The sequence below is a fragment of the Nakamurella alba genome (assembly GCF_009707545.1).
Classification (GTDB): domain Bacteria; phylum Actinomycetota; class Actinomycetes; order Mycobacteriales; family Nakamurellaceae; genus Nakamurella; species Nakamurella alba.
Genome location: NZ_WLYK01000005.1, coordinates 19634 through 45138 on the forward strand (window position 1 = coordinate 19634; position 25505 = coordinate 45138).

23 protein-coding genes, 1 tRNA gene and 1 riboswitch are annotated in these 25505 nt (G+C 70.9%); of the genes, 14 read left to right on the forward strand and 10 right to left on the reverse strand.

The window, feature by feature from the left end; translation table 11 throughout:
• Window positions 1–20 precede the first annotated feature (20 nt).
• Both GIS00_RS12270 and GIS00_RS12275 read left to right on the forward strand, forming a co-directional pair.
• Window positions 21–959, forward strand: coding sequence for a siderophore-interacting protein (locus GIS00_RS12270; protein ID WP_154768751.1), 939 nt, complete (start codon window positions 21–23; stop codon window positions 957–959).
• Between the two features lie 39 nt (window positions 960–998).
• Window positions 999–2036, forward strand: a complete 1038-nt coding sequence (locus GIS00_RS12275; protein WP_154768752.1) for a Gfo/Idh/MocA family oxidoreductase — start codon at window positions 999–1001, stop codon at window positions 2034–2036.
• 33 nt (window positions 2037–2069) lie between these two features.
• On the opposite strand, the gene GIS00_RS12280 is transcribed toward GIS00_RS12275, so the two are convergent.
• The 4 genes from GIS00_RS12280 to GIS00_RS12295 form a co-directional block, all read right to left on the reverse strand.
• Window positions 2070–2942 (reverse strand): hypothetical protein, encoded by an 873-nt coding sequence (locus tag GIS00_RS12280; RefSeq protein WP_154768753.1) that lies wholly within the window; start codon window positions 2940–2942, stop codon window positions 2070–2072.
• Between the two features lie 124 nt (window positions 2943–3066).
• Complete coding sequence (locus tag GIS00_RS12285; RefSeq protein ID WP_154768754.1) at window positions 3067–3717, reverse strand: response regulator; 651 nt, start codon at window positions 3715–3717, stop codon at window positions 3067–3069.
• Window positions 3714–5093 carry a sensor histidine kinase gene (locus tag GIS00_RS12290; protein WP_154768755.1) on the reverse strand — a complete coding sequence of 460 codons (1380 nt, stop codon included), beginning with the start codon at window positions 5091–5093 and terminating at the stop codon, window positions 3714–3716. The genes GIS00_RS12285 and GIS00_RS12290 overlap by 4 nt, the downstream gene beginning before the upstream one ends.
• Window positions 5094–5117: 24 nt before the next feature.
• Window positions 5118–6008, reverse strand: a complete 891-nt coding sequence (locus tag GIS00_RS12295; protein WP_154768756.1) for a hypothetical protein — start codon at window positions 6006–6008, stop codon at window positions 5118–5120.
• Window positions 6009–6155: 147 nt separating this feature from the next.
• Between GIS00_RS12295 and GIS00_RS12300 the strand changes: the two genes are divergently transcribed.
• Both GIS00_RS12300 and GIS00_RS12305 read left to right on the forward strand, forming a co-directional pair.
• Window positions 6156–7592, forward strand: coding sequence for a serine hydrolase domain-containing protein (locus GIS00_RS12300; RefSeq protein WP_154768757.1), 1437 nt, complete (start codon window positions 6156–6158; stop codon window positions 7590–7592).
• 45 nt (window positions 7593–7637) lie between these two features.
• Window positions 7638–8066, forward strand: coding sequence for a DUF6924 domain-containing protein (locus GIS00_RS12305; protein ID WP_407666863.1), 429 nt, complete (start codon window positions 7638–7640; stop codon window positions 8064–8066).
• Between the two features lie 29 nt (window positions 8067–8095).
• Here GIS00_RS12305 and GIS00_RS12310 read toward each other — a convergent pair whose 3' ends face one another.
• The gene (locus GIS00_RS12310) at window positions 8096–8554 is read right to left on the reverse strand and encodes an Lrp/AsnC family transcriptional regulator (RefSeq protein WP_154768759.1); all 459 of its coding nucleotides are present in this window, start codon (window positions 8552–8554) and stop codon (window positions 8096–8098) included.
• Window positions 8555–8647: 93 nt separating this feature from the next.
• On the opposite strand from GIS00_RS12310, the gene GIS00_RS12315 reads away from it, so the two are divergent.
• From GIS00_RS12315 to GIS00_RS12330, 4 genes are all read left to right on the forward strand, one after another.
• Window positions 8648–9127: a rhodanese-like domain-containing protein gene (locus tag GIS00_RS12315; protein ID WP_154768760.1), complete on the forward strand. Its 480-nt coding sequence runs from the start codon at window positions 8648–8650 to the stop codon at window positions 9125–9127.
• Window positions 9128–9197: 70 nt separating this feature from the next.
• A complete protein-coding gene (locus GIS00_RS12320) occupies window positions 9198–9722 on the forward strand; it encodes a hypothetical protein (RefSeq protein WP_154768761.1) in 525 nt (174 codons plus the stop codon).
• Between the two features lie 124 nt (window positions 9723–9846).
• Window positions 9847–10293, forward strand: a complete 447-nt coding sequence (locus tag GIS00_RS12325) for a hypothetical protein (protein WP_154768762.1) — start codon at window positions 9847–9849, stop codon at window positions 10291–10293.
• Window positions 10290–11048 carry an SDR family oxidoreductase gene (locus GIS00_RS12330; RefSeq protein WP_154768763.1) on the forward strand — a complete coding sequence of 253 codons (759 nt, stop codon included), beginning with the start codon at window positions 10290–10292 and terminating at the stop codon, window positions 11046–11048. The genes GIS00_RS12325 and GIS00_RS12330 overlap by 4 nt, the downstream gene beginning before the upstream one ends.
• Window positions 11049–11052: 4 nt before the next feature.
• Here the strand turns inward: GIS00_RS12330 and GIS00_RS12335 are convergent, their stop codons facing one another.
• Entirely contained in the window at window positions 11053–12120 is a 1068-nt protein-coding gene (locus GIS00_RS12335) for a ribonucleotide-diphosphate reductase subunit beta (RefSeq protein ID WP_407666864.1), read from the reverse strand.
• 113 nt (window positions 12121–12233) lie between these two features.
• Window positions 12234–15176, reverse strand: a complete 2943-nt coding sequence (locus tag GIS00_RS12340; RefSeq protein ID WP_154769259.1) for a ribonucleoside-diphosphate reductase subunit alpha — start codon at window positions 15174–15176, stop codon at window positions 12234–12236.
• Between the two features lie 184 nt (window positions 15177–15360).
• A riboswitch (cobalamin riboswitch) is annotated at window positions 15361–15594 on the reverse strand.
• Between the two features lie 164 nt (window positions 15595–15758).
• On the opposite strand from GIS00_RS12340, the gene GIS00_RS12345 reads away from it, so the two are divergent.
• Window positions 15759–16784, forward strand: a complete 1026-nt coding sequence (locus GIS00_RS12345) for a zinc-dependent alcohol dehydrogenase (RefSeq protein WP_154768764.1) — start codon at window positions 15759–15761, stop codon at window positions 16782–16784.
• 10 nt (window positions 16785–16794) lie between these two features.
• Here GIS00_RS12345 and GIS00_RS12350 read toward each other — a convergent pair whose 3' ends face one another.
• Window positions 16795–17385 carry a class I SAM-dependent methyltransferase gene (locus tag GIS00_RS12350; protein ID WP_154768765.1) on the reverse strand — a complete coding sequence of 197 codons (591 nt, stop codon included), beginning with the start codon at window positions 17383–17385 and terminating at the stop codon, window positions 16795–16797.
• A 145-nt stretch (window positions 17386–17530) separates the two neighbouring features.
• Entirely contained in the window at window positions 17531–18568 is a 1038-nt protein-coding gene (locus GIS00_RS12355; protein ID WP_154768766.1) for an NAD(P)-dependent alcohol dehydrogenase, read from the reverse strand.
• A 111-nt stretch (window positions 18569–18679) separates the two neighbouring features.
• On the opposite strand from GIS00_RS12355, the gene GIS00_RS12360 reads away from it, so the two are divergent.
• Window positions 18680–19279, forward strand: coding sequence for a TetR/AcrR family transcriptional regulator (locus GIS00_RS12360; protein ID WP_322097892.1), 600 nt, complete (start codon window positions 18680–18682; stop codon window positions 19277–19279).
• 86 nt (window positions 19280–19365) lie between these two features.
• On the opposite strand, the gene GIS00_RS12365 is transcribed toward GIS00_RS12360, so the two are convergent.
• Window positions 19366–19451: transfer RNA gene (locus GIS00_RS12365), tRNA-Leu, on the reverse strand.
• A gap of 718 nt (window positions 19452–20169) precedes the next feature.
• Between GIS00_RS12365 and GIS00_RS12370 the strand changes: the two genes are divergently transcribed.
• Genes GIS00_RS12370 through GIS00_RS12385 form a run of 4 tightly spaced genes read left to right on the forward strand, consistent with a single transcriptional unit; the run spans window position 20170 to window position 25498 of the window.
• Window positions 20170–21573 carry a DUF3662 and FHA domain-containing protein gene (locus GIS00_RS12370; RefSeq protein ID WP_154769261.1) on the forward strand — a complete coding sequence of 468 codons (1404 nt, stop codon included), beginning with the start codon at window positions 20170–20172 and terminating at the stop codon, window positions 21571–21573.
• Between the two features lie 7 nt (window positions 21574–21580).
• Window positions 21581–22066 carry an FHA domain-containing protein FhaB/FipA gene (locus tag GIS00_RS12375; RefSeq protein WP_322097893.1) on the forward strand — a complete coding sequence of 162 codons (486 nt, stop codon included), beginning with the start codon at window positions 21581–21583 and terminating at the stop codon, window positions 22064–22066.
• Complete coding sequence (locus GIS00_RS28650; RefSeq protein WP_322097894.1) at window positions 22063–24009, forward strand: PP2C family protein-serine/threonine phosphatase; 1947 nt, start codon at window positions 22063–22065, stop codon at window positions 24007–24009. The genes GIS00_RS12375 and GIS00_RS28650 overlap by 4 nt, the downstream gene beginning before the upstream one ends.
• A 28-nt stretch (window positions 24010–24037) precedes the next feature.
• Window positions 24038–25498 (forward strand): FtsW/RodA/SpoVE family cell cycle protein, encoded by a 1461-nt coding sequence (locus GIS00_RS12385; protein ID WP_322097895.1) that lies wholly within the window; start codon window positions 24038–24040, stop codon window positions 25496–25498.
• Window positions 25499–25505 lie beyond the last annotated feature (7 nt).

The window sequence follows — 25505 nt, forward strand, 5'->3', positions numbered from 1 at the left end:
AGAAGGATAGCCTCACCTTCATGAGTGAGACCGACACCCTCATCACGCCGTACTGCCTGTTCCGCATGACGGTCGCGGGGATCGGGAAGTTCGGCACCAACTTCCGGCGGTTCACCTTCACCGGGCCTGATCTCGACCTGTGCGCGGACAACGGCTACGACCAGCGGATCAAGCTCATCTTCCCGCTGCCCGGCGTCGGCCTCGACCCGATGCCCACCGGGCCGGAGTGGTACATGCGGTGGCGCGAGCTGCCGGACGAGCTGCGCAACCCGATCCGCACCTACACGATCCGCGCCACCCGGCCCGAGCGCAACGAGGTCGACATCGACGTCGCGCTGCACGGCCGGATCGGCGTCGCCTCGGCGTGGGCCACCGATGCGGAGGTGGGCGACGAGATCCTGATGTTCGCCCCGGACCGTCGCTACACGGGGTTGCACGGCGGCATCGACTTCCTGCCGCCGGCGTCGACCGCCCGCTACCTGCTGGCCGGCGACGAGACCGCTCTCCCGGCGATCGCCTCCATCCTGGAACGGCTCCCGGCCGACGCCCGCGGGGTGGCCGTGGTCGAGGTCGCCGACTCGTCGGACGCGGCCGCGCTGGACGGGGTGGCGCCGGCCGGGTTCGAGATCGTCTGCGGCGGGCGGGACGGCCGCGAGCACGGCGCGCACCTGCTCCCCGAAGTGGCCCACGCGGCCGGCCGGTTGATCGACGAGCACACCGCGCACCCGGTCGCCGATCTCGAGGACGTCGACATCGAGGAAGGTCTGCTCTGGGAATCGCCGTCCGACGACCTGGGCGGACCGGCCCGGGCGTCGACCGACCTGTACGCCTGGCTGGCCGGTGAGGCCGGGGTGATCAAGGCGCTGCGCCGTCACCTGGTCTCGGAGCGTGGCATCGACCGGAAGTCCGTCGCGTTCATGGGCTACTGGCGGATCGGGCGCCAGGAGGACAACCGCTGACACCGGACGACCCACCGCACTTTGTACTAACCTTCTGACATGGTCGAGGGTGACGTGCGGTTCGGTGTCGTCGGTTACGGAGCGGGTGGGCGGTTCTTCCACTCACCCTTCCTGCAGGCGGCGGAGGGGGTGTCGTTGTCCGCCGTCCTGGCCCGGTCCGCGGAGAAGCAGGCACTCGTCCGGCAGGACCTGCCCGGCACACCGGTGGTCGACACCCTCGCCGATCTGGTCGGCGTGGTCGACGCGGTGGTCATCACCACGCCGCCCGCCACCCGGCGGGCCCTGGTGCTGGAAGCGCTCTCGCTCGGACTGCATGTGGTGGCCGACAAGCCGTTCGCCCCCGACGCCGACATCGCCCGGGAGCTGCGGGATGCGGCGAACGACGCGGGGCTGCTGCTCACCCCGTACCACAACCGCCGGTGGGATCCCGACTTCCGCACCGTGCAGGGACTTCTCGCCGCCGGCCAGGTCGGCGAGCCGGTCGAGTTCGAGTCGCGGTTCGATCTCTACGAGCCGTGGACGATCGAGGGCGGCCCGGGCGGCGGGGTGCTGTCGGACCTGGGCAGCCACCTGATCGACCAGGCCTTCCACCTGTGTGGGCCGGTCGAGCGGGTGCGGGCCGAGCTGCAGCCCTTCGACACCGATCGCGGACCCAGCGACGCGGCCTTCGTAATGTCGCTGACCCATACCTCCGGCGTGATCAGCCGGCTGCGGGCCGGGAAGGTCGGTCGGGCGACCGGGCGGGAGCTCCGGCTCTCCGGCACGGAGGCCGGGTATCGATCACTACGGGGCACCGACGTGCTGCCGACCGCACTGTTCGCCGGCGGTCGTCCCGGCGACGACGGTTGGGGCGCCGAGGTTCCCGAGCGCTGGGGCGAGCTGGTGACCGCCGACGGTGTCGCGCCCGTCCCGTCGGCGACCAGCAGCTGGGAGCAGTACTACGAGCAGTTCGCCCGCGCGGTGCGTGGCACCGACGTCCCGCCGGTCACCGCCGACGAGGCCATCGAGGTGGTCCGGATCATCGACGCCGCACGCAGGTCCGCGGAGCAGGACGAGGTCGTCCTGCTCCGCGGATAGTCTGCGCCGCTGGGATTCTCACCCCGGCAGTGGTCAGCCGATCGGAGTCGGGTCCACCGGGTTCGGCGGGACCGGGACGGATCCGCGGATCCGGTTCTGCGCCTGGCAGTTGCTGGTGCAGTTGGTCGCGCCCTGCGAGAGCTCGATCGCGTCCTCGCCCAGCACGCCGCCCATCCGGCCGCCGGAGGTGACCAGCCACTTGGTGGTGGTGCCGTCCTGGTAGGTCTTGGTCGCGACCTGCGGGCTGTCCTTGCCGAGCAGCATCTGGTGGTAGCCGGTGGCGCTCTGGGCCTGGCTCACCGCGTTGGTGCCGTCGCCGAAGTTGATCTTGCCGGTGAACGAGTTGACGAAGTAGAAGAGCCCGGAGCCCAGCACGTGGGTGACCTCGACGGCCGAGGCGAACTCCGGCTCCATCTGGAAGATCCCACCCTGGGGCGCGTCCTTGGCCTGCACCTTCAGCGTGCCGCCGGCCACCTGGAACCGCACGACCAGGGTGTCGTCCTTGACCTCGAGCTCCTTGATGCGCACGCCGGCGCGCTGCGCCGCGGTCAGCGTCGGCACCTTGGACGCGAAGATCTCCGTCGGCTTCGTGACCATCCGCTGCGGGTCGGCGGCGCCGGTCAGCGTGTAGTGGTAGACGCCCAGGGTGGCGGTGTCGATGTCGAAGGTGACGTGCGTGCCACGGATCTTGACCGTGCCGGACGCCGCGACATCCTTGAGCTTGACGTCCTTCCCGGCGGCCGGGTTGTAGGTGGTGCCGTTGACGGTGACCGCGAGGTCACCCGTCGGCGAGCCCTTGGCGGCGGCCGGACCGGCCACGGCGACGGCACCCACGGACAGCGCAGCGACGGCGGTCGCGACCACCGCGGTGCGCAGGCCCGCGGTGAGAGTGGTGAAGCGGGACATGGTGCTTCCCTTCGGAGTTCGGGATCGCACCCCTCCGGCGCGACACCGTGAACTCTCATGGGTCGCTGGTCGCACCGGCAATCGGACGTTGGTACTAGTACCTCCGCCCTGTTCTTCCGGCGCGTCACCCCCGGCCGGCGTCGGGCAGATGGTCCCGCGCCCACATCGCGGCACTGGTCCGGTCCACCACACCGATCCGCCGGAACAGGCTGCCGACGTGCACCTTCACCGTGCGCTCGGCGATGCCGAGCTCGCGGCCGATCTGCCGGTTGGACAGTCCGCGGGCAATCAGCGTGAGTACCTCCCGCTCCCGGGCGCTCAACTGCTCGGCCGGCGCCGGGACGGCGGCCGGCAGGAGAGCCACCGCCATCCGTGGATCCAGCGGGGCGTGTCCCTCGGCGGCGGACCTGATGGAGGACAACAGGTGTGACGGTTCGCTGTCCTTGAGCAGGTAGCCGACCGCGCCCGCCCGCAGCGCCTCGGCGACCCGCCCGGTGTCGTGGAAGGACGTCAGCACCACCACCCGCGCCGCCGGGTGCGCGTCCAGCACCACCCGGGTCGCGGCGATGCCGTCCATCCCCGGCATCGACAGGTCCATCAGCACCACGTCGGGCATCACGGAGGCGGCGAGTTCCCCCGCCTCCTGCCCGCCGGACGCCTCGCCGACGACGTCGATGTCACCGGCCGTGGTGAGCAACGACCGCAGGCCGGCCCGGACCAGCGGGTGGTCGTCGACCAGCAACACCGTGATGATGCCCGGGGATCCGTTGCTCATTCCGGGATCTCCAGCCGCCAGCTGGTACCGGCTCCGGGCGCGGACGACAACCGCAGGGTGGCGCCGGCGCCGTTCGCCAGGTCGGCCAGCACCCGGAGCCCGAAGTGGCCCTCCGCCGGGTGCGACCACAGCTCCTCGGCGTCGAAACCCCGGCCGTTGTCGGTGATCTCCAGCACCGCTCCGCCCTTCCGTTCCTTCTCCAGCGTCACCCGTACCCACTGCGCACCCGAGTGCTTGCCGACGTTGACCAGTGCCTCCTGGCAGATCCGGTAGACCAGCCGATCGCCGGCGGCGTCCAGCCCGGACGGGTCGGGCACCTGCAGGTCCACCCGCACGCCGCGGGACCGGACACCGCTGGCCATGTCCTCGAGAGTGGCTGCCAGACCTGCGGTCTCCAGACCCGGCGGGTAGATGTCGACCAGCAGCGAGCGCAGTCCGCCGATGCTGCCGCGCACCGCACCGCCGATCCGGTGCAGGTCCTCGGCATCGGACGCGCGACCCTGCATCGCCGCCTGCTCGGCCTGGCCGGCCAGGGCGTACGAGGTGCCGACCAGGTCCTGGACCACGCCGTCGTGCAGGGTGCCGGCGATACGGCGGCGTTCCTGGGCGGAAGCGTCGATCGTGCGCTGCAGCAACGCCTCCCGCTGGGTGCGGGCCTCGCGCAGCCGGTCCAGCAGCCGCCAGAGGATCGGCAGCAGCAGCGCGACCAGCAGCAGCAGACTGGACAGCGTGATCCCGGCGAACCCACGCCAGAGTTCGCCGCTGCGCGCGGTCACCTGGTCGTACCGGAAGTAGACCTCGAACAGCAGCGGTTGGCCGTCCGGGGTCCAGATCGGCCGATAGGTCTCCAGCAGCTTGCCGCTGTCCCGTTCGTAGAGGTTCTCCGGAGCAGCGAGATCGGAGACTTCGGCGCGGATCTCGGGGGTGGAGAAGACCTCGAGCTCCTCCGCCTCCAGCTCGAACCGCATGCCGATCAGCCGCGGGTCGTCGGAGTAAACGATGGTGCCGTCGCGGTTCCAGATCTTCACCCGGACCACCGACTCCTGGGTCAGCAGGTGCTCCCGCACCTCGATGTCCACCGCGGCCAGCGCCTCCGGGTCGCCGGTGCGCAGGCCGTCGGTGACCACCGGCTGGATCAGCAGCTCGGCGAAGAGGTCGGCCGAGTTCGCCGCGTCGGACACGGCTTCCGCCTCGGCCAGCCGCCGGGCGGCGAAGATCCCGCCGAGTGACACCACCACCAGGACGACCAGCGCGCCGATGATCACCTGGACGAACACCCGCCGCCGGCGGATCGGCCGGTCCTCGCGCACCGGGACGCCGGAAGCGACGACCAGCCAGGGTGGCCGGTCGTCGCTCGCGGGGGCCGGACGGCTCATGCGCCCGGACCGTGGCGTCGGGGTTCAGGAGTGCCCGTCACCGTCGTCCTTCCCGCCGCGCCCGGAACCGCTGCTGCCCGAACCACCGTCGTCGGAGCCGCTACCGGAGCTGCCCTTGCCGGACCCGCTGTCGTCCTTGCCGGATCCCGAGCCCGAACCGCTGCCGCCGTGGTCATCACCGGACTCGGTGCTGCGCTGCGAGCTGGTCGTCTTCTGGGTGGTGGTCTGCCGGCTCGTGGTGGTCGGCCGGCCGGTCGTGGTCGGCCGGCTGGTCGTGGTGGGCGCCTGGGTGGAGGTGCTGGTGCCGGCGACCGCGCCGCTGGTCCGGTCGCCACCGTGGTCGTCGCCCGGCTCGGTCTCCCGGGTGGTGCGGTCCCCGCCGTGGTCGTCACCGGACCCGGTCGACCTGGTGGTGCTCCCGCCGCCGGTCGTGCCGGTGGCGCCAGTCGGATCGTCGGACCCGGATCCGGAGCTGCCGCCGTGGTCGTCCCCGGATTCCGTGGTCCGGGTGGTGGCTCCGCTGCCGGTCGTGCCGGTCGCATCGTCCGATCCGGTCCGGTCCCCGCCGTGGTCGTCGCCGGATTCTGACTCCCGGGTGGTGCGGTCCCCGCCGTGGTCGTCGGAGGTGGCGTCGTCGGAGGTGGTCGTCGTCCGGGCAGAGGTCGTCGAGCTGGTGGTGCCGCTCGCGCTCGTTGTGCTCGGGGTGCTGGTGCTGGGCGCTGTCGTGGCGAGCGTCGTGGTGCCCGACGTACTGGTCGGCAGGCTGACCTCGCTGCTGCCGGGCTGCTCGACGACGGCGCTGGGCGGGATGCGGACGGGGACGCTGTCGCCGAACGACGCGTTGCCGACGAGCCCGAGCACGGCGGGCACGGCGGCGGCGACGATCAGGCCACCCACGATGGCAAGTCGCTTCATCTCGGTACCTCCTGGTGATCGGGAAATCCTGTGCCTCCTTTCTCCCTCGCACCTGGTCGGCCGCACCATCGGACCTTGGTACTAGTACCTCCCCGCCGGTCACCGGCCCCGCCATCATCGCCGACGGCAGGCGGATAGCGTGGCGGCATGTCACAGCAGTCGACGCCGACCGCCCCCGACATCCGGGATCCGTTCCCGTCGTCCACCCCGGAGGAGCAGGGACTGCCGTCGGCGGCGGTGACCGCCCTGGTCGACCGTCTGGAGCGGGAGGGCCTGGAGCCGCACAGCCTCATGGTGCTGCGGCACGGCCGACTGCTCGCCGAAAGCTTCTGGGCTCCCTACCACCCGGACGGCGTGCAGCTGCTGTACTCGCTGTCCAAGAGCTTCACCTCGACGGCGGCCGCGTTCGCCGAGGCCGAGGGTCTGCTCGACCTCTCCGCCCGGGCAGCGTCCCACCTGGACGAGCCGGCGGCCGGGCCGCGCGCGGCGTCGTTGACCGTGCACCAGTTGCTGTCCATGTCGACCGGCCACCGGGTCGACACCCTGGACGGGATGATCGGATCCGCCGACCCGGTCGCGGCGTTCTTCGCCCACGAGCCCGAGCAGGAGCCGGGCAGCTGCTTCGTCTACAACAACGGCGCGACCTACACCGTCGGCGCGATCGTGCAGCGGGTCACCGGGATGACCCTCACCGACTACCTGCGGCCGCGGCTGTTCGAGCCGCTGGGCATCGACAACTCGGCCTGGCTGCAGTGGCCGGCCGGACGCGAGCTCGGCTTCTCCGGACTGCACCTGACCACCGGCGCCCTCGCCCGGTTCGGGCAGCTGCTGCTGGACGACGGCCGGTGGCACGGCGAGCAGCTGCTCCCGGCCGGGTGGGTCGCTCGCGCGTCGGCACCCATCACCGACAACTCCTCGCACGAAGGCGGTGTCGACTGGCAGCAGGGCTACGGCTACCAGTACTGGCGGGCCCGGCACGGGTTCCGCGGCGACGGCGCCTACGGGCAGTACGTGCTGGTGCTGCCCGAGGAGGACGCCGTCGTGGTGATCACCTCCTGCCAGCTGGACATGCAGGCGGTGCTCGACGCGGTCTGGGAGGAATTGCTGCCGGCCTTCACCGGCGGCCCGCTGCCCGCGTCCGCCGACGCGGACACGTTGCGGCGCAGTCTCTCCGGGGCACAGATCGCGGCGCCGGCAGATGTCGTCGAGCCGGCGTCATCCGGTCCGTGGACGTTCGCACACCGGGAAGGTCGGGAGGCCGCCCGGCTGACCGGGGTGGTCGTCGAGGAGGCCGGCGACGGCTGGCAGCTGACCGTCCGCGAGGGCGATCGGGAGCTGACGATCCGCTGCGGCCGCGGTGTCTGGCCGGAGGTGAACGGCCCCTGGGTGGCGCGCGGCGGCTGGACCTCGCCGACGACGTTCGAGGCGCGGATCGTCGCCGTCCAGACCCCACATCACCTGCTGATCCGCTGTGACACCGACACCGGGCAGGTGAGCACCCGCTGGAACGGCGTGCCGCTGCACGACCAGGCGCTGTCCACGCAGGTCGCGCCGCCATCGATCGGATCGGAGACGTCGCTGTGACCATCGAGTTCCCGCAGACAGACCGCCCTGGATGCCTCCCTGCTGATCCGGACGTCCTTCGACCCCGGCACCGACGCCGGTTGGGATGCGCTGTGCGCGGCCGTTGCCGTGGAGCAGACGGTCGAAGGTCTGGGCGAACCGTTCGCAGCCAACATCGAGTACGTCAGCGAACGGCGGTTCGAAGGGCTGACGGCCGGCGATCTCGTGCCGGAGACGCTCTGGAGCGAGGAGAGCGACGTCCTGCCCGACCCCACCCATGTCTTCCTCGCCGACCTGCTCGCGCTCACCGACCCGGAGCCGACGGTTCTCGTCGTGGACCGGCTGGAGGAACCCGGTCGGAGCTTCCGGGCTCTGCCCTCCGAGGTGTTCGGCATCCAGGCCAACCTGGCCATCGGCAACATGATGTTCAACGAGTTCGCGGACTACGCGGACGACAGCGGCGGCGTCTTCCGCGGTTTCGACGACCACGTCTGAACCAGATCGGCCGCCGGCAGATCGGCCGTTCAGGCGGGCGGAAGACCGCGGCCGGTGAGCGGGCTGGAGTACACGACGCTGGTGGTGACGCCGCCGAGGGTGCCGACCCGGCCGGACACCTGCTCCAGGTGCCCCATCGACGTCGCGACCACCTTGAGCACGAAGCAGTCGTCACCGGTGACGTGATGCGCCTCGACGATCTCCGGGGTGACGGCGAGCAGGTCGTGCAGCGGCTTGTAGTTGCTGGTCGGGTACCGCAGCCGCAGGAACGCCATGATCCCGTAGCCCAGCCTGGTCGGGTCGACCGTGGCCGCGTAGCCGGTGATCACCCCGGTCTCCTCCAACCTGCGCAGCCGCTCCGCGGTGGCACTCGCGGACATGGAGACCCGGCGCGCGAGGTCGGCGACGGACAACCGACCGTCGGCCTGCAGCTCGGCAAGGATCGCCGCGTCGGTCTGGTCGAGGCGGGGCGCGGGATCGACGGCCATGGTGGCAATCTATCGTCGGATCCGCGCCTGCTCGCGCCAACTGCCGTGGATCGGCCCTGTTCACGGGTTCCGCTCGGCCGCAGGATTCTGGACATGACCACTGTGCCTGCTGTCCCCGCTGCAGCCATCGCCTGGCCTGCCACCCCGGCCTCGGCCGCGGTGCCGTACTTCCGCGCGAAGCTGGACTTCGAGACCGACGCCTCCGACGTCGCCGCGGCCCTGCGTTCCGGGACGCCGGGGTTCGTCCTGGTCGACTCCCGGGGTGTTGCGGCCTGGGCGCAGGGTCACATCCCCGGCGCCGTGCACCTGCCGACCGCCGAGATCGCCTCGCGGGCCGCGGATCTCATCCCGGCCGGCACGCCGGTGGTGACCTACTGCTGGGGACCGGGCTGCAACGGCGGCACCCGCGCCGCACTCGCCTTCGCGCTGCTCGGGCATCCGGTCAAGGAGATGATCGGCGGCTTCGAGTACTGGGCCCGCGAGGGCATGCCGGTGGAGACCGCAAGCGGGATCGCCGCGGGTGCGGTCGACCCGCTGACCGCACCGCGCTCGACCGTCACCTGCGACTGCTGAACTCCGGTCCCGACCTGCGCGAATCCGGTCGGACCGGGAACCCCACGGTCCCCGGATCCGTCCGAGCTCCATGGACGCACCGCTGACCCTCTGCCGCCGACTGATCGCACCGTGCGCGGCGGTGCTGCTCTTCCTGATCGCCGGATGCAGCAGCACCGGCGGGACCCCGGTGGCCGGCTCCTCGACGCCACCGTCAACGACTCCGAGTGGCCCACCTGACGCCGACGCCGTCTGGCTGACCATGGGCGTGCTGCCGCCGTACAACCCGCAGAACCAGCAGCAGGGCTGGAAGGTCGAGGTGCTCGGCAACGGCACCATCGACGGCAACGGACCGGTGTCCGGCAGGTCACTGACACCGGACGCGCTCGACGCGCTGCTCGCCGGGGTCCGCGACCTGTGCGGCCTGACCCAGCAGGACATGGGCGGCCGCATCTACGACGGCGGCGAGTTCAGACTGCGGGTCGACCTTCCCGGCTGCAGCGTGCAGCTCACCGTCGAACCCGGCGAGTACTCCGGAATGCACACCGCCGAACAGAAGGTCGATCGCGAGCGGGTGCGCGCGGTGGTCGAGCAGATCCGGAAGGCCGTCACCTGAGCCGGATGTGAGTCCGGGGGTGTGACCGGCGTCATCGTCACATTCCGCGGGGCTGCGGTGTCACCTGGGCAGACGCCGGGACAGCAATCGGACATGGTTCCCGGCCGCTGCTGCTGGGACGGTCATGCGCACGACACTGCTGTGGATCCTCAACCTGCTGGGCCTCGGTGTCGGCGGGTGGGCTCTGTTCCTGCCCGACCGGTTCTACGACTCGTTCCCCGGAGTCGGGTTCGGCGCCTGGGTCATGATGGACGGCCCGTACAACCAGCACCTGATCCGTGACGTCGGCGCGCTCTACCTCGGTCTGGCCGCCGCCGGCATCATCGCAGTGCTCACCCGGGGTGCAGCGGCGCGGACGGCCGCCGGTCGGGTGGTCGCGGTCGCCTGGCTGGTGTTCAGCCTCCCCCACTTCCTCTACCACGTCGTGCATCTGCACGGGATGGCCACGATCGACGCCTTCGGCCAGCCGGTCTCACTGCTGCTGACCGTGCTGCTCCCGCTACCACTGCTGTTCCCCGCGCGGCCGTCGACGGGACGGTCCGCCACCACCCCGAAGGAGGACCAACGATGAGGATCGCTGTTGCCGGAGGCAACGGAGCTGTCGGCACACACGTGGTGGAGGTGCTGCACGAGCAAGGGCACGAAGCCGTGGTGCTCTCCCGGCACGCCGGCATCGACCTGACCTCCGACGACGCCTCCGCAGCGACGCGGCTCGCCGAGCAGCTGGCCGGGACCGACGCCGTCGTCGACGTGCTCTCGGTGCAGACCAGATCGGCGAAGGGGTCCGAGACCTTTTTCCGCACAACAACATCGCACCTGCTGGCTGCCGAGCAGGCGGCCGGCGTGGGGCACCACGTGGCACTGTCCATCGTGGGCGTGGGACAGGCTCCGTACGGCTACTACGCGGGCAAGGTGACGCAGGAGAAGCTCGTCGAGGCGGGCCCGGTGCCGTGGACCATCCTGCGCGCCACCCAGTTCCACGAGTTCGCCACCCAGATCTACGGTCAGATCACCGTCGGCCCGCTGATGCTGATCCCGGCGATGCGGTCGCAGCCGGTCGCCGCCCGCGAGGTCGCGCAGCGGCTGGTGGAGCTCGCTATCGGCGCACCTGCCGGCCGGGTGCCGGATCTCGGCGGGCCCAGGGAGGAACGGATGGTCGACATGGTGCGCCGGTACGCCCGGACGCAGCACCGGCGCGGGCCGATCCTGCAGGTCCCGCTCCCGGGCGGACTCGGAAAGGCCATGCGGGACGGCACTCTCGTCCCGCACGGCCCCACCGACCACGGCGTGCAGACCTACCAGGAGTGGCTGGCCGCCCTCGGGTGAACCCTCACCACTCCAGGCCGGAACCGGTGCGGTACTCGATCACCCGGGTCTCGAAGAAGTTCTTCTCCTTCTTCAGGTCCATCATCTCGCTCATCCACGGGAACGGGTTCTCGGTGTCCGGGTACAGCGCCGGCAGCCCGATCTGGGCGCACCGCCGGTTGGTGATGAAGTACATGTACTGCTCGCACTGGGCCGCTGTGAGACCGAGCATGCCGGTCGGGAGAGTGTCCCGGCCGTAGGCGATCTCGAGTTCACAGGCCTTCGCCAGCATGCCGCGGACCTCCGCCTGGAACTCGGCGGTCCACAGGTGCGGGTTCTCGATCTTGATCTGGTTGATGACGTCGATGCCGAAGTTCAGGTGGATCGATTCGTCGCGCAGGATGTACTGGTACTGCTCGGCGATGCCGACCATCTTGTTGCGCCGGCCGAGGGACAGGATCTGGGCGAAACCCGTGTAGAACCACATGCCCTCGAAGACCACGTAGAACGCCACCAGGTCCCGCAGGAACGCCTGGTCGGCCTCCGGGGTGCCGGTGCGGAACGCCGGGTCCTCCAGCGTCCGGGTGTACTGCAGCGCCCAGGCGTCCTTCTCGGTGATGGACGGCACCTCGCGGTACATGTTGAACAGCTCGCCCGCCTCCAGTCCCAGCGAGGTGCAGATGTACTGGAAGGTGTGGGTGTGCACGGCCTCCTCGAAGGCCTGGCGCAGCAGGTACTGCCGGCACTCCGGGTTGGTCAGCTGGCGGTAGACCGCGAGCACGATGTTGTTGGCCACCAACGACTCCGCGGTGGCGAAGAAGCCGAGGTTGCGCTTGATCATCGTGCGCTCGGCATCGGTCAGCCCGGTCGCCGGGTCGGTGCTCTTCCACAGCGCGATGTCCGCCTGCATCGACACCTCGGTCGGCATCCAGTGGTTGTTGCAGCCGGCCAGGTACTTCTCCCAGGCCCAGGTGTACTTCAGCGGCAGCAGCTGGTTGACGTCGGCCCGGGCGTTGATCATCGCCTTCTGGCTGACGTCCACCCGGCCGGCGGTGCCGGTGCCCAGGTCGACGCCCACGACGGTCCCGGTGATCGGCGCCGACGCTGCCTGCGCCGGCGGCGCCACGGGTGCCGCCGGCGGCGACGGCACGGCAGACGGGGCCGCGGGAGCGGCCGGGGTGAACTCGTCGGCCCAGAGATCGGTGCTCACTGGCAGGCCTCGCAATCAGGGTTGTCGATGGAGCACGCGAGCGCATCCGTGCCCGCGGCAGGAAACTCGGCCAGGGCGTCGGCGATCGACACCTCCGGTCGTGCCGGCACCGGGACCGGCGGGACCGGCGGGACCGCCGCGGCCGGAGCGGCAGGAGGGACAGGGACAGCAGGGACGACAGCCGGGGCTGCGACCGGAGCGGGCTCCGGGGCGGCGGTCGCCGGCGCCGCGGCGGACACCGCGTTGAGCCGGCCGTCGGTACCGCGCAGCGTCGACTTCTCCACGTGGGTGGCAGATGTCGACCGCAGGTAGTAGGTGGTCTTGCACCCGGTACGCCAGGCGAGCCGGTACAGCTCGTCCAGCTTCCGGCCGCTCGGCGCCGCTACGTAGAGGTTGAGCGACTGCGCCTGGTCCAGCCACTTCTGCCGCCGGGAGGCGGCCTTGATCAGCCAGGACCCGTCGACCTCGAACGCGGTCGCGAACAGCTCACGGATGTCGTCGGGGATCCGATCGATCTCCACCAGCGACCCGTCGAAGTACTTCAGGTCGGCCACCATCACCTCGTCCCAGAGCCCGCGTTCCTTCAGCACCCGCACGAGATGCTCGTTCACCACGGTGAAGTCGCCGCTCATGTTCGACTTGACGAACAGGTTGCGGAACGTCGGCTCGATCGACTGCGACACACCCACGATGTTCGAGATGGTCGCCGTCGGCGCGATCGCCATGATGTTGGAGTTCCGCACGCCCACCGTGCGCACCCGCTCACGCAGGGACTCCCAGTCGAGCCGCGCCGTGCGGTCCTGGTCCAGGTCACCACCGCGGGCGTCGGCCAGCAGGGCGATGGAGTCGATCGGCAGGATGCCCCGGCTCCACAGCGATCCGTCGAACGACGGGTACCGGCCACGCTCGGCGGCGAGCTGCGACGACGCCGAGATCGCCCAGTAGGAAAGGTGTTCCATCGAGACATCGGCGAACTCGACCGCCGCCTCGGAGGCGTAGGGCACCCCGAGGGTGTACAGCGCGTCGGCGAAGCCCATCAGCCCCAGTCCGACCGGGCGGTGCTTGAGGTTGGACCGCCGGGCCGACGGCACCGTGTACAGGTTGATGTCGATGACGTTGTCCAGCATCCGCACCGCGGTGGTGACGGTCCGGCGCAGCCGCTCCACGTCCAGCCCGTCCGCGGTCACGTGGGCGGCCAGGTTCACCGAACCGAGGTTGCAGACGGCGGTCTCGCTGTCGCTGCCGGTGCGGGTGTTGAGGGTGATCTCCGTGCACAGGTTGGACGAGTGCACCACCCCCGCGTGCTGCTGTGGGGACCGCAGGTTGCAGGCGTCCTTGAAGGTGATCCACGGGTGCCCGGTCTCGAACAGCGCGGTGAGCATCCGCCGCCACAGGTCGACGGCGGGAAGCCGCCGGAACACCCGGATCCCGCCGCGGTCGGCGGCGGCCTCGTACTCGGCGTACCGGGCGGCGAAGGCGTCGCCGTACAGGTCGTGCAGGTCCGAGACCTCGTCCGGGGAGAAAAGCGTCCACTGCCCGCCCGCCTCCACCCGGCGGAGGAACTCGTCCGGCACCCAGTTCGCGGTGTTCATGTCGTGCGTCCGCCGGCGGTCGTCACCGGTGTTGCGGCGCAGGTCGAGGAACTCTTCGATGTCGATGTGCCAGGTCTCCAGGTAGGCACACACTGCGCCCTTGCGCTTGCCGCCCTGGTTCACCGCGACCGCGGTGTCGTTCGCGATCTTCAGGAACGGGACCACGCCGGAGGACGTGCCGTTGGTGCCCTTGATGTGTGCGCCGATCCCCCGCACCGGGGTCCAGTCGTTGCCGAGGCCCCCGGAGAACTTCGCCAGCATCGCGTTGTCCTTGATGCCGGCGAAGATGGAGGCGAGGTCGTCGTCGACGGTGGTCAGGAAGCACGAACTCAGCTGCGAGTGGGTGGTCCCGGAGTTGAACAGGGTGGGGGTCGAGGCCATGAAGTCGAAGGAGGACAGCAGCCGGTAGAACTCGATCGCCCTTTCCTCACGGTCGATCTCGCGCACGGCGAGCCCCATCGCCACCCGCATGAAGAACGCCTGCGGCAGCTCGTACCGCACCCCGTCGTCGTGCAGGAAGTACCGGTCGTAGAGGGTCTGCAGCCCGAGGAAGGTGAAGGTGCCGTCCCGCTCGCCCTCCAGCGCCGCCGCGACCTTGTCCAGGTCGAAGCCTGCCAGCTCCGGGTCCAGCCGGCCGAGGGCGATGCCCCGGGCCACGAAGTCCTTGAAGTACGCGGCGTACCGGTCGTTCATCGCCGTCGCGGTGGCCTGGTCCGGCGTGCCGGTGATGTGGCTCAGCGCCTCCGATCGCAGCGTGTCCGCCAGCAGCCGGGCGGCGACCTGGGAGTACCGCGGCTCGGTCTCCACCAGCGCCCGGGCAGCCATGATCGGGGCGAGACCCAGTTCCTTCTCGCTGATCCCGTCGTACAGGTTGGCCTCGGTCGCGGTCAGTACCGCGTCGGCCGAGGCGTCGGCCAGCCCGGCGCAGGCCTCGTCGATGAGCACGCGGAGGCGGGCCCGGTCCAGCGGCACCCGGGTGCCGTCGGCCCTGGCGACGGACAGCCCGGCGACGGTCGCGGTCTGCGTGCCTGCGCGCTCGGCCCGGGCGCGACGATGCTCCTCGCGGTAGAGCACGTAGGCACGGGCCACGGCCTGGTGACCGTCGCGCATGAGGGCCAGCTCGACCTGGTCCTGAACGTCCTCGAGGTCGACCGGGCGGCCGGTGTCGCCGTAGCGCCGCTCCAGAGTGCCGACGACCGCCTCGGTGAGGGAGGTGACGACAGCGCGCAGCCGGGAGGACCGGCCTGCGGTCTCGCCCTCGACGGCCAGGAAAGCCTTGGTGATCGCGACCGCGATCCGGCCCTGGTCGAAGGGGGCGACGGACCCGTCGCGGCGGCGCACCGACATCGGTGCGGTGGGGACCGGATGGTCCGGGGGTGTTGCGGACAGGTGGGTGGCGTCCAGGGTGCTGGTCAAAGCTCTCTCCTCGCGAGCCGTCGGTGACGACGGATCCGGGGGAGCGTGCGCACCCCGGCGGCAGCAGCCGCGGGGGCGGACGACCCTCCCTCGGGGTCAGTCGTGCACGGGCGCCGGTGGCGCCCGTCCCGAGGCAGGTCTTCGGACTCGTGGGCACGTGCCGTCTCCGGCACACCTACTGACGGTCGCTTCCCGGGCTCTCACCCAGTGCTGTCCGGCTGCTCTTCTCGAGCCGCCGGGACCGTGGTCGTTCCCACTCACCGCTGCGGGGCAGTCCCGGAATCGCACCGGGTTCCCTGTTGCCTCTCCCCGGTGTCACCCGGGGAGAACCTTCGGTAGCGAGGACAGTACATGTTGGGGTGGGCAACTCTGACCACCCCCAGATGTCGTGGCGTGTCGCGACGACCGGGGTGGCGACCGGTCCGCCGGTGGCACCTTCTGACATCGGTGTCACAATGTCCTCAGCAGGTCCGACGGGTCGACGACGACGGGAGTTCCAGGATGCCGGAGAGCATGCGACGGGTGATCGTGCGGCCGGAGGGCGTGCAGGTCGTCGACGCGGAGCGGCCCGAGCCGTTGCCCGGCGAGGTGCTGGTGGAGATGTCGGTGTCCGGCGTCTGCGGTTCCGACGTCCATGCGGCGGCCGGCCACCACCCGTTCGTCCCGCTCCCCTATCTGCCGGGGCACGAGGTCGTCGGCACGGTCCGCGCGGTCGGTGCCGGGGTCGACGGCGTGGCCGTCGGGGACCACATCACCGTGGAGCCAACTCTGCCGTGCGGCGAGTGCAAGATGTGTCGGACCGGGCGCAGCCACATCTGCGAGCACCTCCGGTTCTTCGGCTGCGGCTACGACCAGGGCGGGATGGCGGACCACTTCACCGTTCCGGTCGGTCGCGTCCATGTGCTGCCCACCGACATCACCGACCTGCAAGCCTCTCTCATCGAGCCGCTGTCCACACCGGTGCACGCGGAGCGGATCAGCGGCGGCGTCGAGGGCAAGGCCGTCGTGATCATCGGCGCCGGCACGATCGGTCTGCTGATGCTGGCGGCGGTGCGGTATGCGGGGGCGCGCACCGTGGTCGTCACCGACATGCTGGAGAGCAAGCGCGAGCGCGCAGGGCGGCTCGGTGCCGACGCGGTCGTCGACGCCGGCGATCCCGACATGGTCCAGCACGTCCGCGAGATCCTCGGCGAGAGTGCTGATGTCGTCTTCGACTGCGTCGCACTGCAGCCCACCGTCGACCAGGCGTTCGGGCTGGCGCAGAAGGGCGGCACCGTGGTGATCGTCGGCGTCCCGCAGAAGGACGTGACCGTCCCGCTGCCGAAGCTGCAGGACCTGCAGATGCGATTGCAGGGCAGCGCCACCTACATGCCCGAGGACTACGAGCGGTCGATCGAGATCATCCGGGCCGGGCTCGTCCGGCCGGAGGACTTCATCACGGCCACCTTCCCGCTCGAGCAGGCGGCCGACGCCTTCGCCGCTGCCGCCACCGGCCACGAGGTGAAAGTACTGGTGACCCGGGAGCTCTTGGCGGGCTGACGCCGACCGATCAGTCCGGGCTGACCAACAGGTAGCGCTCGTCGTCGATGACCCGGCCCCACAGCACCGGGTCATCCAGGACGGTCACCACCGCGGACCGCCGGTGCTCCAACACGATCCGCCGGCATGCCTCCGCGGGAATACCGGCTCCGGTGGACCAGAGTCCCTCGATCACCACCAGCGACCCGCCTGGCGCGAGCAACTCCACCCACCGGCTGATCGCCGCCGATGGATCCGGCAGGGCCCACAGCAGGTGGCGTGCCAGGATCACGTTGACCGGTCCGGCCGAAGCGGGAGGGTCTGCCGCATCACCGGTCTCGTAGCTGATAGCCAACCCCGCGGCTCGCGCCTTGGCGCGGGCGCGATCGATCATCCGAGGTGAACTGTCGATGCCGTCGACCCGGTGACCCGCTTCCGCACACAGCAGGGCGAGACTGCCGGTGCCGCAGCCCAGATCGAGAATCCGAGCCGGCGGCTCCGGCAGGACCTCGCGGAGCAGGGCGGCCCAGGCAGCCCGCACCGCCGGGTCGAGCAGGCCGTGGTCGGGTTCCTGGTCGAAGGTCTCGGCCTGTTCGTCCCAGAACCGCTGCTGATCGATCATGATCCTGACGGTAGCCGTTGGCCGATCTCGACCGACGGATTGCGTGATGGAGCAGCGGTACCGCACGGTGTCGTGAGGCGAAACGGTCCATCCGTCTCGGGTGCACCTTTCGCTCGCACCCGTCGGCACTGACTATCGAACCGGTTCAGAGATCCGACATGTCGAGCACGAACCGGTAGCGGACGTCGCCCTTCGCCAGCCGGTCGAGCGCGGTCATCACCTGCGCCGAAGGAAGCACCTCGACGTCGGCCGTGATCCCGTGCTCGCCGCAGAAATCCAGCATCTCGCGGGTGGCCGGAAGACCCGCGCTGCCGGACGAACTCAACGACTTCCGCCCGATCAGCAGGTCCATCGTGTCCACCCCCACCGGACCGAGATCGCCGAGATGGCAGAGGGTCCCGTCCAGGGCAAGGGTCCGCAGGTACGGGCCGAGATCGTGGTCGGCGGAAACAGTGTCGATGATCAGATCGAGGCTGCCACGGGCGGATCGCATGGCTTCCGCATCGGTCGACACCACGACGGCCTCCGCGCCGAGCGACCGGGCGTCCTGCTCCTTGGCCGACGACGTCGTGAAGACCGTGACCTCTGCGCCCAGGGCGGCCGCGAACTTGACCGCCAGATGACCCAGTCCGCCAAGGCCGATGATGCCGACCCGCTTGCCGGGGCCGGTCTGCCAGTGCCGCAACGGCTCCCACACCGTCGCGCCGGCGCACATCAGCGGCGCCACGCCGGCCGGATCCAGCCCGGCGGGCAGCGGGTAGGCGAAGTCCGCCCGCACCACGTACTCGGCGGAGTAGGCGCCCATGGTGCGGTCGCCGGTCTCCGGATCGGCACCGCCGTAGGTCAGCGTCGGGAAGCTGTCGCAGTAGTTCTGCTGCCCGGCCCGGCACATCGGGCACTCGCCGCAGGAGTCGACGATGTTGCCGACTGCGACCGGATCACCGATGGCGACAGTGTCGACGTCGGAGCCGATCTCGCTCACCACCCCGACGAACTCGTGGCCGGGCACGACCGGGAAGGCGCTGCTGTCTGTCGAGCGCAGGGCGTGCAGATCGGTGTGGCAGACGCCGCAGTGAGTGATCCGCACCGCGATGTCACCGGCTCGCAGTTCGCGGCGCTCGATCGTGGTCGGTCGCAGATCCGCGCCCGGCGCGTCGGCCCGGTAGGCGGTGGTGGTCCTCATCGTTCGACTCCTCGCTGTCCACACGTCGTGAAGTAACCAACTGGTTGGTTCTGCATCGACTGTAAGGTCCAGCGCTCCCGATTGCAACCAACCAGTTGGTAAACTCGGCTTGTGCAGACGAACCCCGCGACCGCGAAGGGCGAGGCGACCCTGCAGCGGATCCTGGAGACCGCCACCGCCGAGTTCGCCGAGCACGGGTTCGCCGGGGCGCGGATCGACCGGGTCGCGGCAACCGCCCGGATCAACAAGGCGCAGGTCTATGCGTACGTCGGCAACAAGGAGCGTCTCTTCGACACCGTGCTGGCGGCGTCCTTCGAGCGGATCACCAATGTGGTGCCGATCGACCCGGAGCCAGGGGTGGTGGATCTCGGTGACTGGGCGGTGCGGCTGTACGACGAGTACCTGCAACGCCCGGATCTCATCCGGCTCGCCACCTGGATGCGACTGGAGCGCCGGCCGTCCGGACACCTGGTGCCGGACACCGCCCGGATGGACAGCCACAAGCTCGACGTGATCGCCGCGGCCCAGGCCGCCGGCACCGTCCGCGCCGACGCCGACCCGTTCGACGTGATGGCGATGGTCATCTCGATGTCCATGACCTGGTCGCCGGTGAGCAACGTCTACGCCGCGACCGCGGAGGAAGAGGAGCACGAGCACCAGCGGCGTCGCACCCTCCTCCACGACACCGTCACCCGCGCCTTCGCGCCCTGAGGACTGCCGCGTCGAAAGATCCGGAGAAACAAGAAGGCCCCCACCGGAGTGAGGGCCGTTCTGATCCGGAGCGATCCGGGAACTTCTGGTGGGCGAGGGGGGAGTTGAACCCCCACGTCCTTTCGGACACACGGACCTGAACCGTGCGCGTCTGCCATTTCGCCACTCGCCCGAGCGACGCCGAAAAGGTTAGCACGCAGTGACGATCGGTTTTGAATCGCCAGGTCAGAGCAGGTTCGCGCCACCTCGGCGGCACCCTCCACCCCGGCTCGCATGGATCCTCACAGCGTCTTTGTTGCGGGTGGGACAGGAGTCGCCGGGTTCGCACCTGCGGACCGAAATGATCCATGCCACCACCCGAGCCCGCGCCGCGTGCCGCCGCACGGCTCCCGGGCGGCACGATCAGGTCGATCCGTTGCGCCAGGCCACGCCCACCGTGGCTGTTCGCACCGGATCTGCCCCTGCCTGCTCGGCGGGTCCATGCCACCACCCGAGCCGCGCCGCGTGCCGCCGCACGACTCCCGGGCGGCACGATCAGGTCGATCTGTTGCACCAGGCCACGCCCACCGTGGCTGCTCGCACCGGATCTGCGGGGGCCTGCTCGGCGGAGTCTGCTCGGCGGGGGTCCCGACCGGCGGCACCCACCACCGACGGCCCCGGTGGGCGGCAAGCCCGCCCGGCGCCCCGACCACCGCGAGACCGACCAGCCACCGGGATTCACAGCAATACGTGCGGCGGAACCTGATCAAGGGCGGAACGTCCTCTGGCAGGCACCACTACGATCAACCGAGTCAGGGCTGCCCTGCCCGCGTGCATCCGCGCGCCCGCAGGAAGGTCCGCCCCGGGCCTCCGGGTGGAGGCAACACCGACGAGACAGGTGGGAGGTGACGATGGGAGTCATCCAGAGCTTCGAGCGCAAGTTGCAGGGCGCCGTGGCCGGCACGTTCGCGCGGCTGTTCGGCGGCAGCGTGCACCCGGCCGAGGTCGCGGACGCGCTGCAGCGCGAGGCGTCCGGCAAGGTCCGGCACGAGCACGGGCGCGCCATCGCCCCCAACCACTACATCGTCCGCCTCGGCCCCTCCGACCACCGCGAGGTCGGACCGGACGAGGAGCGGGTCGCCTCGGCGCTGTCCGGGATGATCAGGGATTATCTGGACGAGCAGGGATGGCAGACCTTCGGTGACGTGGCCGTCACCCTCGAGGAGTCGAATTCCCTGCACACGGGGCAGTTCCGCATCAGTTCGCTCGTCGACCCGGATGTCGATCGCCGGCCACCGGCCGGTCGAGCCAGGAGAAGCGCAGGAGTAGGACACATGAGCCAGCACCCCGACGATCGTCAGGCACCTCCCGCGCAGCCCGGGCACGACCCGCACGGCCAGCAGGGCTGGAACGAGCAGCAGGGCTGGGCGCCGCAGTCCGGCGCGCAGCCGGCCGCGCCGTACGGCGCTCCCGGTGGCTGGGGCGGCGCCCCCGACCAGGGCTGGAACCAGCCCGGCTACCCGCAGTCCGGCGCCCAGCCCGCCGCCGCGCCGGGTTACGACCAGCAGTACGGGCAGCAGCACTACGGCCAGCCCGGCCAGGGCCAGCCCGGCTACGACCAGGGCTACGGCCAGCCCGAGCAGCAGTACGGCCAGCCGCAGTCCGGCGCCCAGCCCGGCTACGACCAGGGCTACGGCCAGCAGGGCCAGCCGGGGTACGGCCAGCAGCCCGGGTACGACCAGGGCTACGGACAGCAGCCGGGTTACGGCCAACAGCCGGGTTACGACCAGGGCTACGGACAGCAGGGCCAGCCGGGCCAGCAGCCCGGCTACGCACCGCAGCCCGGGTACGGCCAGCCGCCGGCGCAGCCCGGCTACGAGCAGGGCGGCTGGGGCCAGCCCCCGGCCCAGCCCGGGTACGACCAGGGCTACGGCCAGCCGGCCCAGCCGGGGTACGGCCAGCAGCCCGGCTACGACCAGGGGTACGGCCAGCAGCCCGGCTACGGCCAGCCCGCGCCGCAGGCGGACGTGCAGGCCGTGTTGTCGGTGGACGACGGCTCGCACCGCACGTACCAGCTGCAGCGCGGGTCGAACATCGTCGGCCGCGGCCAGGACGCCAGCTTCCGGCTGCCGGACACCAGCGTCTCCCGCCGGCACATCGACATCTACTTCGACGGCCAGGTCGCGGTCATGCACGACCTCGGCTCGACCAACGGCACCTCGGTGAACGGCGCGTCGGTGCAGACGTGGCAGCTGGCTGACGGCGATGTCATCCGGGTCGGTCACTCCACGGTCGTGTTCAACATCCACGGCTGATCCGCCTGTGCCTGCGCTCGTCCTCCAGCTGACCCGGGTCGGATTCCTCATCCTGCTCTGGCTCTTCGTGCTGGCCGCGATCCGGGTGATCCGGGCCGACCTGCGGGTCGCCGCCGATCCCCGGGCCGGTGGCGGCCGCCGCAGCCGGCGCCGGGACGCGAACGCCCCGGCCCGCCCGACCGCCGGCGGGGTGGCATCGATGATCCCGACGATCCTGGTGGTTACCGCGGGCAGCCTGGCCGGCACCCGGCTGCGACTGGGCGGCGGTCCGATCCTGATCGGCCGCGCGGAGGACTCCACGCTGGTGCTGGACGACGACTACGCCTCCACCCGGCACGCGCGGATCATCCAGCAGGGGCAGGGCTATGCCGTGGAGGACCTCGGCTCGACCAACGGGACGTACCTGGACCGGACGCGCGTGCACGCACCGATCCCGGTGCCGATCGGCGTCCCGATCCGCATCGGCCGCACGGTGATCGAGCTGAGGCCGTGACCCATCGGATCCGGTACGCGGCGCGCACCGACCGCGGCCTGCTGCGGGCGAACAACCAGGACTCGGTGTTCGCCGGTGACCGGCTGCTGATCATCGCCGACGGCATGGGTGGCCATGCCGCCGGTGACGTGGCGTCCCGGCTGGTGGTTGCGGCGTTCGTACCGCTGGACGAGCTGCCCGAGGGCAGCGACATGCGCCGGCCGCTGATCGACGCGACCCGCGAGGGCAACGCCGCGATCGCCGAGACCGTGCAGGAGAACCCCGAGTTCGACGGCATGGGCACCACGCTCACCGCGCTGCTGTTCGACGGTGCCACCGTCGCCCTCGCGCACGTCGGCGACTCCCGCGCCTACCTCTACCGCAACGGCGTGCTGAACCAGATCTCGCACGACGACACCTTCGTGCAGCAGCTGGTCGACGAGGGCCGGATCACCCCGGAGGAGGCCGCGCACCACCCGCAGCGGTCGCTGCTGCTGCGGGCGCTCAACGGCAGTGACCTGGACCCGCGGATCACCTATCGCGACGTGTCCCCCGGCGACCGCTTCCTGATCTGCAGCGACGGCCTCTCCGACTACGTCTCGCCGGAATCGATCGCGGACAGCCTGGCCGGCGAGGACCCGGACCAGGTCGCCGACACGCTGATCCAACTGGCCCTGGTCGCCGGCGGACCGGACAACGTCACGGTGATCGTCGCCGACGTACTGGACACCGGCCCGGCGCCGGTCACCGGGCCGTTCGCCTTCGGCGACATGGACCCGGACGAGCTCGACCCCGAGGCCACCGGGCCGATGCAGCCGATCCACGAGACCCAGCGCATGCCGTCGGTGCCGCTGCCGCCGATCCCGGAGGAGCCGGCGGCGCCGGCCGACTACGCCGATGACTACGCCGACGACGACCCGGACGACGACAGCACCGGCGACTACTACGACGAGGACGACGACGGACCGGACGACCCGGACCGGGCCGCCGCCGGTCCCGCATCGCCCGACCGCTCGCCGCCGCCGCGGGACCGGCGCTGGGGACGGCGATCCGCCCTGGCCCTCGCCCTGGTGGTGCTGCTCGCGGTCGCCCTCGGCGGCACCTACCTCTGGACCCGCAGCAAGTACTTCGTCGGCGCGCAGGACAACCAGGTGGTCGTCTTCCGCGGCGTCGACGGTTCCGTCCTCGGCCTGACACTGGCGTCGGTCACCGAGAACTCCTGCAACGGCGCCGCCGACTGCACCCCGCTGAAGGTGACCGACCTGGTGCCCGCGGCCCAGGACCAGGTCAACGGCGGGATCGAGGTGGGCGGCCTGGACGAGGCGCGCAGCGTCATCCATCGGCTCGCCGAGCAGCAGCTGCCGGTGTGCGGCGTGCCCTCCGCCACGGGTTCCGCCGGCAGCACGAGCGATTCCGGCAGCAGCACCTCGAGCAGCAGCAGCTCGAGCGGGACGTCGGCGACCAGCTCCTCGCGCACCACCGCGAGCAGCGGCTCCGGCACCGCCACCACCTCCCGGCCGCCGAGCGCCTCCCGATCGAGCGCCTCCCGACCGAGCGCCTCCGGGTCGGTCGGCGCGTCCGCATCGGGCACCCCGTCGGCCCCGGTCAGCGGCACCAGTCGGTCCGCGGTGCAGGGGCTGGGCGCCACCACCGTGACCACCACGGTCACCACCACCGTGACCGCCGGCAGCGGCATCACCGTGAACACGATCGTTCCCACGGACACCCTGATCTCGAGCGCACCAGGGACGCCGAGTGCGTCGGGCAGCGCGAGCGCGTCGGGCGGCGCGAGCGCCCCGAGTGCATCGAGCGGCACCCGGACCACCCGCACCACCCCGACCGTCACGGTGACCAGCACCGTGACCACCACCCCGACCGTCCCGACCACCGCTGGGAGCACGGCCGGGACCACCCCGACCACCGCCCCCGAGGTCCCGGGCGTGACGTGCCGGGTGGCCGGGTGAGGTCCGACCCCGCGAGCTGGGTGGTCGGGTGAGCGCGCCCCGCACCCCACCGCGTCCGTTCGCCGCGCTGCGCCGCCCCACCGGCCGGGCCGCGGAGATCTGGATGCTGGTGTTCGCCGCGGTCATCGTGACCGCGGCGCTGGTGATCGTCGAGCTGAACCAGTCCCGCGAGCTGACCCTGCAGCTGGCCTGGTACGGGCTCGGCTACCTCGCCGCGCTGGCGATCGCGCACCTGCTGATCCGCACCTTCGCCCCGTACGCCGACCCGGTGCTGCTGCCGCTGGTCGCGCTGCTCAACGGTCTCGGCCTGGTGATGATCTACCGGCTCGATCTGGCGAGGGCGGCGGCCGGGACGGCGAACTGCGGGGTGCCGGCCGACCAGCCGCAGGCCCCGACCCAGCTGCTGTGGACCGGCGTCGCGCTGCTGTTCCTGCTGGCCACGCTGATGATCGTCAAGGACCACACCAAGCTGGCGGAGTACTCGTACACGCTGCTGCTGCTCGGTGTGCTGTTCCTGGCGCTGCCGTCGGTGCTGCCGGCCAGCCTGTCCGAGGTCAACGGCGCCAAGATCTGGATCAAGATCCCCGGCCTGCTGTCGATCCAGCCGGCCGAATTCGCCAAGATCGCGCTGATCGTCTTCGCCGCCGCGTTCCTGACCAGCAAGCAGCAGGTGCTGACCGGTGCCGGCAAGAAGTTCCTGGGCCTGACCCTGCCGCGGGCCCGCGACCTCGGCCCGCTGCTGCTCGCCCTGGTCATCTGTCTCGCGGTGCTGGTCCGCGGCAAGGACCTCGGCACCTCGCTGCTGATCTTCGGCGTGATGCTGGTGATGATCTACCTGGCCACCTCGCGGGTGTCCTGGCTGATCATCGGCCTGGTCGGGTTCGGCGGCGGCGCGTACCTGGCGTACCGGCTGTTCGGTCACGTCCGGCAGCGGGTCGACATCTGGCTGCACCCGTTCGACGACCCGACCGGCGACGGCTACCAGCTGGTGCAGTCGCTGTTCGGCCTGGGCACCGGCGGCATCTTCGGCACCGGGCTGGGCGCCGGCCGGCCGAACATCGTGCCGTGCGCCTCCACCGACTTCATCGCCTCCGGACTCGGCGAGGAGCTGGGCCTGGTCGGGCTCACCGTGGTGCTGCTCTGCTACCTGCTGCTGGCCGGCCGCGGCATCCGCGCCGGGCTGTCGGTGGGCGACACCTTCGGCCGGCTGCTGGCCGGCGGCCTCGCCTTCACCCTGGTCTTCCAGATGTTCATCGTGGTCGGCGGCGTCACCCGGCTGATCCCGCTGACCGGCCTGACCACGCCGTTCCTGTCCTACGGCGGGTCCAGCCTGCTGGCGAACTACATCATCCTGGCGCTGCTGGTGCGGATCTCGGACTCCTCCCGCCGGCCCAAGGACCCGCCGGCACCCGCCGCCCCCAAGCGCGAGTCGCTGAACGAGGCGATGACCCAGGTCGTCCCGCTGACGAAGCGGGGTGATCAGGAGTGAAGCTGCC

Bases quoted from the DNA above. Each gene is read 5' to 3' on its own strand.
- GIS00_RS12320 (WP_154768761.1), top strand. From the start codon at position 9,198: ATGGACGCACCGCTGACCCTCTGCCGCCGACTGATCGCACCGTGCGCG.
- GIS00_RS12370 (WP_154769261.1), top strand. From the start codon at position 20,170: ATGGGAGTCATCCAGAGCTTCGAGCGCAAGTTGCAGGGCGCCGTGGCC.
- GIS00_RS12295 (WP_154768756.1), bottom strand. From the start codon at position 6,008: ATGAAGCGACTTGCCATCGTGGGTGGCCTGATCGTCGCCGCCGCCGTG.
- GIS00_RS12330 (WP_154768763.1), top strand. From the start codon at position 10,290: ATGAGGATCGCTGTTGCCGGAGGCAACGGAGCTGTCGGCACACACGTG.
- GIS00_RS12275 (WP_154768752.1), top strand. From the start codon at position 999: ATGGTCGAGGGTGACGTGCGGTTCGGTGTCGTCGGTTACGGAGCGGGT.
- GIS00_RS12315 (WP_154768760.1), top strand. From the start codon at position 8,648: ATGACCACTGTGCCTGCTGTCCCCGCTGCAGCCATCGCCTGGCCTGCC.
- GIS00_RS12280 (WP_154768753.1), bottom strand. From the start codon at position 2,942: ATGTCCCGCTTCACCACTCTCACCGCGGGCCTGCGCACCGCGGTGGTC.
- GIS00_RS12355 (WP_154768766.1), bottom strand. From the start codon at position 18,568: ATGAGGACCACCACCGCCTACCGGGCCGACGCGCCGGGCGCGGATCTG.
- GIS00_RS12345 (WP_154768764.1), top strand. From the start codon at position 15,759: ATGCGACGGGTGATCGTGCGGCCGGAGGGCGTGCAGGTCGTCGACGCG.
- GIS00_RS12310 (WP_154768759.1), bottom strand. From the start codon at position 8,554: ATGGCCGTCGATCCCGCGCCCCGCCTCGACCAGACCGACGCGGCGATC.
- GIS00_RS12325 (WP_154768762.1), top strand. From the start codon at position 9,847: ATGCGCACGACACTGCTGTGGATCCTCAACCTGCTGGGCCTCGGTGTC.
- GIS00_RS12270 (WP_154768751.1), top strand. From the start codon at position 21: ATGAGTGAGACCGACACCCTCATCACGCCGTACTGCCTGTTCCGCATG.
- GIS00_RS12350 (WP_154768765.1), bottom strand. From the start codon at position 17,385: ATGATCGATCAGCAGCGGTTCTGGGACGAACAGGCCGAGACCTTCGAC.
- GIS00_RS12300 (WP_154768757.1), top strand. From the start codon at position 6,156: ATGTCACAGCAGTCGACGCCGACCGCCCCCGACATCCGGGATCCGTTC.
- GIS00_RS12340 (WP_154769259.1), bottom strand. From the start codon at position 15,176: ATGTCGGTGCGCCGCCGCGACGGGTCCGTCGCCCCCTTCGACCAGGGC.
- GIS00_RS12285 (WP_154768754.1), bottom strand. From the start codon at position 3,717: ATGAGCAACGGATCCCCGGGCATCATCACGGTGTTGCTGGTCGACGAC.
- GIS00_RS12290 (WP_154768755.1), bottom strand. From the start codon at position 5,093: ATGAGCCGTCCGGCCCCCGCGAGCGACGACCGGCCACCCTGGCTGGTC.